Origin of the sequence: Streptomyces sp. BF23-19 (assembly GCF_041106355.1) — a bacterium.
GTDB lineage: Bacteria > Actinomycetota > Actinomycetes > Streptomycetales > Streptomycetaceae > Streptomyces > Streptomyces virginiae_A.
Map to the genome: position 1 here is coordinate 1 of NZ_JBGBPT010000075.1, position 11,399 is coordinate 11,399.

Sequence of the window (11,399 nt, forward strand, 5' to 3'; positions counted from 1 at the left end):
CCACCTCCACACCCCGACCCCGCCCAGGACGGCCAAACCCAGCCCCGCCGGCGCTTGAGGCGCGACCACCGAGCCGCACCCGGACAACGAACCCGCACCACCCGGGACGGGACCCGCACCGCCCGGCCAGGGCAACGGCGGCCACCGGACCGCACCCGGGACGGGACCCGCACCCGCCCGGCCAGGGCAGCGGCCGGGTCAGATGCCCAGGGCGGCTACCGTCAGCTTGGCCACGGCCTCCTTGTCGCCGTCCAGCGTCACCGACGCCGCCGCCTGTCGGCCGAAGCAGAACAGCGTCAGCTCGCCCGGCTCGCCGGTCACGGTGACCACCGGCGCGCCCTTGTGCGCCACCGCCGTCTGCCCGTTCGGGCGCCTCAGCACCAGGCCCACCGGCGAGCGGCGCCCCGTCAGCCGTGCCAGCTTCTCCAGTCGGGACCACAGCGCGTCGGAGAACACCGGGTCCAGGTCCCGCGGGGACCAGTCCGGCTGCGCCCGCCGGACGTCCTCCGCGTGGACGTAGAACTCGACCGCGTTCGCCGCCTCGTCGATCTGCTTGAGCGCGTACACCGACATCCTCGGCGGACCGGTCCTGATCAACTGGATCAGTTCCTCGTACGGCTTGGCCGTGTACTCCTCCATCGCCTTGTCCAGGCGGGCCTTCAGCACGTTCAGCAGCAGGCCGCCCGCCGCGTCGGGCCGCCGTTCGCGCACCACCACGTGCGCGGCCAGGTCGCGGCAGGTCCAGCCGTCGCACAGCGTGGGGGCCTCCGGACCGGCCGCCTCCAACAGGTCCGCCAGGAGCAGGCGTTCACGCTTCGCATGGGTAGACATGCGGGCCAGCCTACGGCGGGAACCCGCCGAACACCCGCTCATCAGACGGACGGGGATCATCACTCCCGCCCCGGCCCGGCACAATGTCCACATGAGTACGTCCCCCCGCCCCGGCAATCTCGACCCCGCCATCGCCGAGCGCCTCAAGCGTTCCGCGGACGGCCTGATCCCGGCCATCGCCCAGCAGTACGACACCGGTGAGGTGCTCATGCTCGGCTGGATGGACGACGAGGCCCTGCACCGCACCCTGACCACCGGCCGCTGCACCTACTGGTCCCGCAGCCGCCAGGAGTACTGGGTGAAGGGGGACACGTCCGGCCACTTCCAGCACGTGAAATCCGTCGCGCTCGACTGCGATGCCGACACCGTGCTCGTCCGGGTCGACCAGGTCGGAGCGGCCTGCCACACCGGGGCACGCACCTGTTTCGACGAAGATGTCCTCCTCCGCGCAGCCGACTAGGTAGGGTCCCCCGAAATGGATCTTGAGACGTTCCGCAAGCTCGCGGCCGACCGCCGCGTCATCCCCGTGAGCCGCAAGCTGCTGGCCGACGGGGACACCCCCGTCGGGCTCTACCGCAAGCTGGCAGCCGAACGCCCCGGCACCTTCCTCCTGGAGTCCGCCGAGAACGGCCGCTCCTGGTCCCGGTACTCCTTCATCGGGGTCCGCAGCGACGCCACCCTGACCTCGCGGGACGGCCGCGCGCACTGGATCGGCACCCCGCCCGTCGGCGTCCCCACCGACGGCGATCCCCTTGAGGCCCTGCGCGCCACCGTCGAGGCGCTGCACACCCCCCGCGACCTCGCGGGCGCCATGCCCCCCTTCACCGGCGGCATGGTCGGCTACCTCGGCTACGACATCGTGCGCCGCCTGGAGCGCATCGGCGAGCACACCGCCGACGACCTGGAGCTGCCCGAGCTGACCATGCTGCTCACCTCCGACCTGGCGGTCATGGACCACTGGGACGGCACCGTTCAGCTCATCGCCAACGCCATCAACCACAACGACCTCGACACCGGCGTGGACGAGGCGTACGCGGACGCGGTGGCCCGGCTCGACGCGATGGAGGCCGACCTCGCGCGCCCCGCCCCGTACACCCCCACGCCGCTGCCCGCCTCCGAGCTGCCCGAGTTCTCCGCGCTCTGGGGCGGCGAGAAGTATCAGGACGCCGTCGAGGACATCAAGGAGCGCATCCGGGCCGGCGAGGCCTTCCAGGTGGTGCCCTCGCAGCGGTTCGAGACCCCCTGCCAGGCTTCCGCGCTGGACGTCTACCGGGTGCTGCGCGCCACGAACCCGTCCCCGTACATGTACCTCTTCCGCTTCGAGAACGGCTTCGACGTGGTCGGCTCCAGCCCGGAGGCGCTGGTCAAGGTCGAGGACGGGCGGGCCATGGTCCACCCCATCGCCGGCACCCGCCACCGCGGCGCGACCCCGCAGGAGGACAACGACCTCGCCGACGAGCTGATGGCCGACCCCAAGGAGCGCGCCGAGCACCTGATGCTCGTCGACCTGGGTCGCAACGACCTCGGCCGGGTCTGCGAGCCAGGGTCGGTGGAGGTCGTCGACTTCATGTCGATCGAGCGCTACTCCCACGTCATGCACATCGTCTCCACCGTGACGGGGCGCGTCGCCGAGGGCAAGACCGCCTTCGACGTGCTCACCGCCTGCTTCCCGGCCGGCACCCTCTCGGGCGCGCCCAAGCCGCGGGCCATGCAGATCATCGAGGAGCTGGAGCCCTCGCGCCGCGGCCTCTACGGCGGCTGCGTGGGCTACCTGGACTTCGCCGGGGACTCCGACACGGCCATCGCCATCCGCACCGCGCTGCTGCGCGACGGCACGGCGTACGTGCAGGCCGGGGCCGGTGTCGTCGCCGACTCGGTGCCGGAGCTGGAGGACAAGGAGTGCCGCAACAAGGCGGCCGCCGTGCTGCGCGCGGTGGGAGCGGCCAACCGCCTCCACAGCGCCTGAGGGCGTAGGGGATAGTGGGGTACGTGAGTGCCGTACCCCCACCCCGAACCGAAGCCGACGCCGAACCCGAGGCGACCCACGGCCCCGGCGGCCGCCGCAGCGTGGCCGTCGCCCTGCTGCTCGGCGCCCTCGGCGCCACCGTCGTCCTGCTCGCCTCCGGCCGGACCTGGGCCCGGGGCACCGCCGCCATCGGCAGCGACTCCCTCCAGCTGACCGCCGACGGGCGGGCCGTCACCGGCCTGCCCGCGGCGCTGGCCATCGTGGGCCTGGCCGCACTGGTCGCCGTCTTCGCCGTACGCGGCAGGAGCCGGCTGCTGGTGTCCGGGCTGCTCGCGCTCAGCGGTCTGGGGGCGGCGCTGTCCGCGGTCCTCGGCAGCGACGGCCGCCGGGTCCTGGACGCGCAGGCCGCCCGGACGACCGCCGACAGTGCCGCGCACGTGGCCGGGCTGACCCAGACGACCTGGCCCTACGTCACGGCCGCCGGCGCGGTCCTGATCCTGGCGGCCGGTGTGCTGGCCCTGCGCTTCGGCCGGACCTGGCCCGCGATGGGAGGCCGCTACGAGCGTGACGGCAGCCCGCGCGCCCGGACTGTCGCGGCGGTTGATCCGGACCGGCCGGAAGATCTGTGGAAGGCTCTGGACCGCGGCGAGGACCCGACCGGAGACCCGGGCGCCGACCGGGCCCACTGACCCGACCCCCCTGGACGGCGAGGCCGCCCGGTGCGGGACAATGGTCGCCGAGCGTCCGACACGGACGGCACGTTCGACACAGCAGCGCGACAGAGCAACGAGGAGCAACTCATGGCGGGCACTAGCCACGGACACACCCCGGCCGCCTGGACCGGTGTCATCATCGCCTTCATCGGTTTCTGCATCTCCGGCGCCTTCATGGTGATCGCGAACCCGCTCGGCTTCTGGGCCGGCCTCGTCGTCGTCGCGCTCGGCGGTGTCGTCGGTCTCGGGATGAGGGCCGCGGGCCTGGGTGCGCCGAAGGCCGCCCACAAGGACCTCGCCGAGGTCATCGCCGCTTCCAAGGTTCCCGCCAAGGTCTGAGCGCGCGAGCGGCGCGGTTCGTAGCGACGCGGTTCGAAGCAACGCGACCGAAAGGCGCGGCCCCGCCGGGCTGCGCCTTTTGTCATGAGCGGAGAGAATCAGCAGGTGGACGCCTTCCGTACCCCCGATGCCCCGCCGTCGCCGGCGCCCGTACCCGAGGCGCCGGGGCGGCCCGTCGTGCGGCCGTCCCGGGCCCGGCGGCTCGCCGTCCCGGCGTTCTACCTGGCCGGGGTCACCGCCGCCTTCGCGTACGTGGGGACCGTGGATCCCAACGAGCCCGGCCACTACCCGGTGTGCCCGCTGTTCCGGATGACGGGCGTCCTGTGCCCGGGTTGCGGCGGCCTGCGCAGCGCGCACGCCTTCGCGCACGGCGACCTGGTCACCGCCCTCGGGGCGAACGCGTTCGCGGTCGTGGGCTACTTCGTCTTCGCCGGGTTCATGGCCCTGTGGCTGGTCCGCGCCTTCCGCGGCGGGTCGACCCCGAGGATCGTCCTGCGCCCCAAGGCCTGGTGGGCGCTCGGAGCCCTGGCACTGGTTTTCGTCATTGTCCGAAATCTCTCTTTCGGCTCCGCACTGGCACCCTGAGCCCCCTGGGCAGGCCCTATGAAGCACGGATTCCGAATGTCCAGTTACTGGGACGTCGTCAACCGCGTGCGGAGGGCAACGCCTCCTGCGGATACCATTTGAATGTCGACCTTGCTGTTGTACGTGTCTGCAAGGCGGCCGACCGTCATCGACCCGGAAGGGGGCCGCTCGCGTGAGTGTGCTCGACGAGATCATCGAAGGGGTCCGCGAAGACCTTGCCGAACGGCAGGCCCGCGTGAGCCTCGACGAGCTCAAGGAGCGTGCCGCCAAGGCGCCCCAGGCCAAGGACGGCGTCGCTGCCCTGCGCGGCGACAGCGTCAAGGTGATCTGCGAGGTCAAGCGGTCCAGCCCCTCCAAGGGTGCGCTGGCCGCCATCGCCGATCCGGCCGGGCTCGCCGCCGACTACGAGGCTGGCGGTGCGGCGGTCATCTCCGTCCTCACCGAGCAGCGCCGATTCGGCGGTTCGCTGGCCGACCTGGAGGCCGTCCGCGCCCGCGTGGACATCCCGATCCTGCGCAAGGACTTCATCGTCACGGCGTACCAGCTCTGGGAGGCCCGCGCCTACGGCGCCGACCTCGTCCTGCTGATCGTCGCGGCCCTGGAGCAGGAGGCCCTCGTCTCCCTCATCGAGCGGGCCGAGTCCATCGGTCTCACCCCGCTCGTCGAGGTCCACGACGAGGAGGAAGTGGAGCGCGCGGTCGCCGCCGGCGCCAAGATCATCGGCGTCAACGCCCGCAACCTCAAGGACCTCAAGGTCGACCGCTCCACCTTCGAGCGCGTCGTCGGCGAGATCCCGGACCACATCGTCAAGATCGCCGAGTCCGGCATCCGTGGCCCGCACGACCTGATCGCCTACGCCAACGAGGGCGCCGACGCCGTCCTCGTCGGGGAGTCCCTGGTGACCGGACGCGACCCGAAGGCGGCCGTGGCCGACCTCGTCGCCGCCGGCGCCCACCCCGCCCTGCGCCACGGGCGGAGCTGACCCCACCCATGACCCACGACCGCTCCTCCGTCCGCAACCGACCGGGCTCCCGCCCGGTCGGCGTGCCGACGGCGCACGCGCCCCTGGCGCGCGGCTGCCGCCCCCGCGGCTGCCGCGCCCCGGCCCGGCGTGTGCACGGGCGGCGGGTCCGGTACGTGATCGGCTCCGAGCCCGGTCAGGTCAACGGCATGCGATGGCGCCGCGGAGGCGCGCTGTAACGAGGGCCGCCGCGGCCCGGTACGCGAGACGTACCGTGCCGCACGCAGCTCTCGTACGGCCTGACGTCCCGAGCCGCCGGCTCCGGACGCGGGCCGCTCCGCACCGTCCGCACGACATCCCCCAGCGGGGTGTGCGCGCCACGGGCGGACGGCGCAATACGGTGAATCCACCCCGCCGCATCTCGCACCCGTAGGAGCACTGGACATGTCCAGCGAGTTCTTCATCCCGGACCCGGAGGGTCACGTTCCCAACGCCGAGGGCTACTTCGGCGACTTCGGCGGCAAGTTCATCCCGGAGGCGCTCGTCGCCGCCGTGGACGAGGTCGCCGTCGAGTACGAGAAGGCCAAGGGCGACCCGGCCTTCGCGGCCGAGCTCAATGACCTCATGGTCAACTACACCGGCCGGCCGAGCGCCCTCACCGAGGTGCCCCGCTTCGCCGAGCACGCCGGCGGCGCCCGGATCTTCCTCAAGCGCGAGGACCTGAACCACACCGGCTCGCACAAGATCAACAACGTGCTGGGTCAGGCGCTGCTCACCAAGCGCATGGGCAAGACCCGCGTCATCGCCGAGACCGGCGCCGGTCAGCACGGCGTGGCCACCGCCACCGCCTGCGCGCTCTTCGGCCTCGAATGCGTCATCTACATGGGCGAGATCGACACCGAGCGCCAGGCCCTCAACGTGGCCCGCATGCGCATGCTGGGCGCCGAGGTCATCGCGGTGAAGTCCGGCTCCCGGACGCTCAAGGACGCCATCAACGAAGCGTTCCGCGACTGGGTCGCCAATGTGGACCGGACCCACTACCTCTTCGGTACGGTCGCCGGCCCGCACCCCTTCCCCGCCATGGTCCGCGACTTCCACCGGGTCATCGGCGTCGAGGCCCGCCGCCAGATCCTGGAGCGCGCCGGCCGGCTGCCCGACGCCGTCGCGGCCTGCGTCGGCGGCGGCTCCAACGCCATCGGCCTCTTCCACGCCTTCATCCCGGACGCCGACGTCCGCCTGGTCGGCTTCGAGCCCGCCGGGCACGGCGTCGAGACCGGCGAGCACGCGGCCACGCTGACCGCCGGCGAGCCGGGCATCCTGCACGGCTCCCGCTCCTACGTCCTCCAGGACGAGGAGGGCCAGATCACCGAGCCGTACTCCATCTCGGCCGGCCTGGACTACCCCGGCATCGGCCCGGAGCACTCCTACCTCAAGGACTCCGGCCGCGGCGAGTACCGCGCGGTCACCGACGACGCCGCGATGCAGGCCCTGCGCCTGCTCTCGCGCACCGAGGGGATCATCCCGGCGATCGAGTCGGCGCACGCCCTCGCGGGCGCCCTCGACCTGGGCAAGGAACTGGGCAAGGACGGCCTGCTGGTCGTCAACCTGTCCGGTCGCGGCGACAAGGACATGGACACGGCGGCCCGCTACTTCGGGCTGTACGACGGCGAGGGGGAGAACAAGTGAGTACCGGCAACCTCCAGCTGCTGAGCGACACCCTCGCCAAGGCGAAGTCCGAGGACCGCGCGGCCCTCGTCGCCTACCTGCCGGCGGGCTTCCCGACGGTCGACGGAGCCATCGAGGCGGTCAAGGCCGTCATCGAGGGCGGCGCGGACGTGGTCGAGATCGGCCTCCCGCACAGCGACCCGGTGCTGGACGGCGCGATCATCCAGACCGCCGACGACATCGCCCTGCGCGGTGGCGTCAAGATCGCCGACGTGATTCGCACGGTCCGCGAAGCGCACGAGGCCACCGGGGCCCCGGTCCTGGTGATGACCTACTGGAACCCCATCGACCGCTACGGCGTCGAGCGGTTCACGGCCGAGCTGGCGGCGGCCGGCGGCGCCGGCTGCATCCTGCCCGACCTGCCGGTGCAGGAGTCCGCGCTGTGGCGCGAGCACGCGCAGAAGCACGGTCTGGCGACCGTCTTCGTCGTGGCTCCCAGCAGCAAGGACGCGCGCCTGGCCACCATCACGGCGGCCGGCTCCGGCTTCGTCTACGCCGCCTCCCTCATGGGAGTCACCGGCACCCGCGAGTCCGTCGGTGACCAGGCCGCCGATCTGGTGCGCCGCACCCGCGCCACCAGCGACCTGCCGGTCTGCGTCGGCCTCGGCGTCTCCAACGCCGTCCAGGCCAAGGAGGTCGCGGGCTTCGCCGACGGCGTCATCGTCGGCTCGGCCTTCGTGAAGCTGCTCCTGGACGCGCCGGACCTGCCGGCCGGGCTGGACGCGGTACGCGCGCTCGCGGGCGAACTCGCGGAAGGCGTACGCCGGAGCTGACGCGCGTTCGAGCACGGGCACGGATGTCTGATCGGGTTCTGTAGCCCGATCGGGTGGAAGTGCGGGCAGGGAGGCACGCGAGTGCCTCCCTGCTTCGTTTGGCGGAACGTGAGCGAGAAGAACGACGGTGCGAACCGCGATGCGACGAAACGATCGGCCCGGGAACGACTCCTCGTGGAGCGCGAGCGGCAGAAGACCCGGGACAAGCGCCGACGGACCCTGGTCGTGGCGTCGGCGGTGGTCGGCGTCCTCGCCCTGGCGACCGTCGTGGGCGTGATCGCGGCCAACACCGGCAAGAGCGGCTCCGCCAAGGCGGGCCCGGTGGTCGCCCCCTCCGGGGCCACCGGCAAGGACGCCCTCGCCATCCGCTCGGGCCCGCCCGAGGCGAAGTCCACCCTCACCGTGTGGGAGGACTTCCGCTGCCCCTCCTGCAAGTTCTTCGAGGACAACTACCGCGACGTCATCCACGACCTGGAGGCCAAGGGGCTGCTCAAGGTCGACTACCACCTGGTCACGCTCATCGACCGGAGGATGGGCGGCAGCGGCTCGCTGAAGGCGGCCAACGCGGCCGCCTGCGCGCAGGACGCCGGCAAGTTCACCGCCTACCACGACCTCCTCTTCCAGAACCAGCCGCAGGAGATCGACGACGCCTTCGGCAAGAACGCGAAGCTGCTGGAACTGGCGGGCAAGGTCGACGGGCTGGACACCCCCGAGTTCCGCTCGTGCCTCGAGGACGGCACGCACAACAGCTGGGTGGCCAAGTCGGACGGCGCCTTCACCGCCGGACAGTTCCGGGGCACCCCCACCGTGCTGCTGAACGGCAAGGACATCCTCTCCGACCAGGCGAACCAGGTGACCCCGCAGAAGCTGAAGGAGCAGGTGGAAGCCGCGGCCAAGGGCACGGGAGGCGCGGACGCCGGAGCCGGGGGCGGGAAGGCCTCACCGTCGACGAGCTCGACCCCCGGATCCGGGACCAAGGCCGGGGCGAAGGCCTCGCCGTCGGCCTCGCGCACCGGGTCGGGCGGGTCCGGCGGGTCGTCCGGCGGGTCGTCCGGCGGGTCCGCGAACCGGTCCACCGGTGGGGCCTCCGGCGGCTCCTCCACCTCCTCCTCCAGCGGGTCCTCGGAGGACTGACCGAGGCCCGTTCCATGTCTGGATTTGGTTTCGTCCTGCCGGGCGGGTTGCGGTAGGCACCGCCCGGCAAGGTAGCGTCATGTCTGCCATGGACATTGCTTACATCCCCAGTCCGTCGACCGGCGTGATCCATCTCGGACCGATCCCGCTCCGCGGCTACGCGTTCTGCATCATCATCGGCGTCTTCGTCGCCGTCTGGCTCGGCAACAGGCGATGGATCGCGCGCGGCGGAAAGCCGGGCACGGTCGCGGACATCGCCGTGTGGGCCGTGCCCTTCGGCCTGGTCGGTGGTCGCCTGTACCACGTGATCACCGACTACCAGCTCTACTTCGGCGAGGGCCGCAACTGGGTCGACGCCTTCAAGATCTGGGAGGGCGGACTCGGCATCTGGGGCGCCATCGCGCTCGGCGCCGTGGGTGCCTGGATCGGCTGTCGCCTGCGCGGGATCCCGCTGCCGGCCTGGGCGGACGCCCTGGCCCCCGGTATCGCGCTGGCCCAGGCCTGCGGCCGCTGGGGGAACTGGTTCAACCAGGAGCTGTACGGCCGGGCCACCGACCTGCCGTGGGCGGTGCAGATCACCGCGGGCCCGAACCGGGACGCCGGGACCTACCACCCGACCTTCCTGTACGAGTCGCTGTGGTGCGTCGGCGTCGCGCTGCTGGTCATCTGGGCCGACCGCCGCTTCAAGCTCGGCCACGGACGGGCCTTCGCCCTGTACGTCGCCGCGTACTGCGTCGGCCGCGGCTGGATCGAGTACATGCGCGTCGACGAGGCGCACCACATCCTGGGCGTCCGGCTGAACGTCTGGACCTCGATCGTCGTCTTCGTCCTGGCGGTCGTCTACCTGGTGCTGTCGGCGAAGCTGCGGCCGGGCCGCGAGACGGTCGTCGAACCGGACCGGGAGGGTTCCGGCGACAAGGACGGTGACGACGCGGCTCCGGCCGACGCCGACACCGCTGCCGAGGCCAAGCCCTCGGACGCCGCCGACGCGGCGAAGCCCGAGCCGGCCGAGGCCAAGACGCCGGTCCTCACGAAGGACGCGCCCTCCGAGGCCGAGGCCCCGGAGGCCGGCAAGCGCTGACCGCAACGGTCCATGAGGGGGGTGCCACGCAGACCGCGGCACCCCCCTTCGCGTTCCCCGCCGCCACTCCAGCAGCCGGCCGGCGCCGGTGCCGGCCCCCAGGAGGCGGAGCCGCCGAATTCAGCCCCGCCGGCGTTTGAGGCGCGGGGTCCGGGGCCGGAGCCCCTGGGCGGGGTCCGAGGCGGCGGAGGGCGGGGTCAGCGGGCGGCCTCGCGCGCGGCGAGCGCGAGGGTGCGGTGCGCCGCCGCCACGACCGCCGGGTCCACGAACCGGCCGTCGGGCAGGGCCAGCGCGCCCGGCGTGGCCCGGGCCGCGCTCAGCACCTCCACGGCGGCGTCGACCTCCTCGGGCTCCGGGAGGTAGGCCCGCTCGATCACCGGGAGCTGGCGCGGGTGGATCGCCGCCCGGCCGAGGAACCCCAGGGAACGGCCCCGGGCGCACGAGACGGCCAGCGACTCCAGGTCCCGGATGTCGGGGAACACCGACTGCGCCGGGGGCGTCAGACCCGCGGCCCGGGCCGCGACCACCACCCGGGAGCGGCACCAGTCCAGGCCCGTCTCCGCGCTGACGGCCAGATCGGCCCGCAGGTCCGCCTCACCGAGGGAGAGCCCGCGCAGGGCGGGGTGCGCGCGGGCGATCTCGTAGGCGCGCTCCACCCCCACCGCCGATTCGAGCAGGGCGTGCAGGCTCACCCCGCCGGTGCGGTCGGCGACGGCCGTGATCTGAGCCGGGGCGCTGATCTTGGGCAGCCGCAGCCCCGCGAGCCCGTGCAGCCCCCCGAGGGCGGTGAGGTCCGCGCCGCCCCAGGGGGAGCCCAGGGCGTTGACGCGGACGTGGACGGGCAGTGGGGGCCGCTCGGTGAGCAGCTCGGCGGTCGCCGCGCGGGCGTACTCCTTCCGCGAGGCCGGTACCGCGTCCTCCAGGTCGACGATGACGGCGTCCGCCCCGCAGCCGAGGGCCTTGGCGACCACCTCCGGACGGTCGCCGGGCGCGTACAGCCAGGTCAGGATCACCTTGTGCCTCCGAGGATGCCCAGGCCTTCAGGCCGGGGAGGAATCGGACCCCTGCGGAGCAGAGCAGGGAAAGCCGAATCGCGGTCAGGGCGACTCGGCGTCCGCCACGGCGGCGGCGCGCTCGACCTCCAGGCGATAGACGATCTCGGAGTTGAGGGACCTGCGGGCGGACTTGGCCTGAGCGGCCAGCCATGCGTGCAGGTCGGCGGGCAGCCGGAGCGTGATGCGCTTCTCTTCATCCATGACCCCAGACTAGTGGGTTTCGAGTGTCCTACGAG

The 11,399-nt window shown here is 72.6% G+C and carries 13 protein-coding genes and 1 pseudogene; 11 read left to right on the forward strand and 3 right to left on the reverse strand.

The window, feature by feature from the left end; all coding sequences use genetic code 11:
* Positions 1-198: 198 nt before the first annotated feature.
* Complete coding sequence (locus AB8A24_RS32520) at positions 199-831, reverse strand: TIGR03085 family metal-binding protein (protein ID WP_328963706.1); 633 nt, start codon at positions 829-831, stop codon at positions 199-201.
* Positions 832-922: 91 nt separating this feature from the next.
* On the opposite strand from AB8A24_RS32520, the gene hisI reads away from it, so the two are divergent.
* From hisI to lgt, 11 genes and pseudogenes are all read left to right on the forward strand, one after another.
* Positions 923-1,291, forward strand: coding sequence for a phosphoribosyl-AMP cyclohydrolase (hisI, locus tag AB8A24_RS32525; protein WP_030724538.1), 369 nt, complete (start codon positions 923-925; stop codon positions 1,289-1,291).
* A 15-nt stretch (positions 1,292-1,306) separates the two neighbouring features.
* Entirely contained in the window at positions 1,307-2,797 is a 1,491-nt protein-coding gene (locus tag AB8A24_RS32530; RefSeq protein WP_328963707.1) for an anthranilate synthase component I, read from the forward strand.
* A gap of 14 nt (positions 2,798-2,811) precedes the next feature.
* Entirely contained in the window at positions 2,812-3,486 is a 675-nt protein-coding gene (locus AB8A24_RS32535; protein ID WP_369478296.1) for a TIGR02234 family membrane protein, read from the forward strand.
* 111 nt (positions 3,487-3,597) lie between these two features.
* Positions 3,598-3,849 (forward strand): HGxxPAAW family protein, encoded by a 252-nt coding sequence (locus AB8A24_RS32540; protein WP_328963709.1) that lies wholly within the window; start codon positions 3,598-3,600, stop codon positions 3,847-3,849.
* Positions 3,850-3,933: 84 nt separating this feature from the next.
* The gene (locus tag AB8A24_RS32545; protein WP_328963710.1) at positions 3,934-4,434 is read left to right on the forward strand and encodes a DUF2752 domain-containing protein; all 501 of its coding nucleotides are present in this window, start codon (positions 3,934-3,936) and stop codon (positions 4,432-4,434) included.
* Between the two features lie 172 nt (positions 4,435-4,606).
* Positions 4,607-5,416: an indole-3-glycerol phosphate synthase TrpC gene (trpC, locus tag AB8A24_RS32550; protein ID WP_030012837.1), complete on the forward strand. Its 810-nt coding sequence runs from the start codon at positions 4,607-4,609 to the stop codon at positions 5,414-5,416.
* Between the two features lie 8 nt (positions 5,417-5,424).
* The gene (gene trpM / locus AB8A24_RS32555; protein ID WP_030724550.1) at positions 5,425-5,634 is read left to right on the forward strand and encodes a tryptophan biosynthesis modulator TrpM; all 210 of its coding nucleotides are present in this window, start codon (positions 5,425-5,427) and stop codon (positions 5,632-5,634) included.
* A 205-nt stretch (positions 5,635-5,839) separates the two neighbouring features.
* Entirely contained in the window at positions 5,840-7,081 is a 1,242-nt protein-coding gene (trpB, locus tag AB8A24_RS32560) for a tryptophan synthase subunit beta (protein WP_161288391.1), read from the forward strand.
* Positions 7,078-7,893 carry a tryptophan synthase subunit alpha gene (gene trpA, locus AB8A24_RS32565; protein ID WP_328963711.1) on the forward strand — a complete coding sequence of 272 codons (816 nt, stop codon included), beginning with the start codon at positions 7,078-7,080 and terminating at the stop codon, positions 7,891-7,893. The genes trpB and trpA overlap by 4 nt, the downstream gene beginning before the upstream one ends.
* Positions 7,894-8,001: 108 nt before the next feature.
* A pseudogene (locus tag AB8A24_RS32570) lies at positions 8,002-8,793 on the forward strand (DsbA family protein); the annotation flags it as partial.
* 322 nt (positions 8,794-9,115) lie between these two features.
* Positions 9,116-10,108 carry a prolipoprotein diacylglyceryl transferase gene (gene lgt, locus AB8A24_RS32575; protein ID WP_328966020.1) on the forward strand — a complete coding sequence of 331 codons (993 nt, stop codon included), beginning with the start codon at positions 9,116-9,118 and terminating at the stop codon, positions 10,106-10,108.
* A 197-nt stretch (positions 10,109-10,305) separates the two neighbouring features.
* On the opposite strand, the gene AB8A24_RS32580 is transcribed toward lgt, so the two are convergent.
* Positions 10,306-11,121, reverse strand: coding sequence for a CoA ester lyase (locus tag AB8A24_RS32580; protein WP_328963712.1), 816 nt, complete (start codon positions 11,119-11,121; stop codon positions 10,306-10,308).
* 84 nt (positions 11,122-11,205) lie between these two features.
* Positions 11,206-11,364: a toxin-antitoxin system HicB family antitoxin gene (locus AB8A24_RS32585; protein ID WP_328963713.1), complete on the reverse strand. Its 159-nt coding sequence runs from the start codon at positions 11,362-11,364 to the stop codon at positions 11,206-11,208.
* Positions 11,365-11,399 lie beyond the last annotated feature (35 nt).

Coding starts and splice junctions, on each gene's coding strand:
- AB8A24_RS32520 (WP_328963706.1), bottom strand. CDS start 831: ATGTCTACCCATGCGAAGCGTGAACGCCTGCTCCTGGCGGACCTGTTG.
- hisI (WP_030724538.1), top strand. CDS start 923: ATGAGTACGTCCCCCCGCCCCGGCAATCTCGACCCCGCCATCGCCGAG.
- AB8A24_RS32530 (WP_328963707.1), top strand. CDS start 1,307: ATGGATCTTGAGACGTTCCGCAAGCTCGCGGCCGACCGCCGCGTCATC.
- AB8A24_RS32540 (WP_328963709.1), top strand. CDS start 3,598: ATGGCGGGCACTAGCCACGGACACACCCCGGCCGCCTGGACCGGTGTC.
- AB8A24_RS32545 (WP_328963710.1), top strand. CDS start 3,934: ATGAGCGGAGAGAATCAGCAGGTGGACGCCTTCCGTACCCCCGATGCC.
- trpM (WP_030724550.1), top strand. CDS start 5,425: ATGACCCACGACCGCTCCTCCGTCCGCAACCGACCGGGCTCCCGCCCG.
- trpB (WP_161288391.1), top strand. CDS start 5,840: ATGTCCAGCGAGTTCTTCATCCCGGACCCGGAGGGTCACGTTCCCAAC.
- lgt (WP_328966020.1), top strand. CDS start 9,116: ATGGACATTGCTTACATCCCCAGTCCGTCGACCGGCGTGATCCATCTC.
- AB8A24_RS32585 (WP_328963713.1), bottom strand. CDS start 11,364: ATGGATGAAGAGAAGCGCATCACGCTCCGGCTGCCCGCCGACCTGCAC.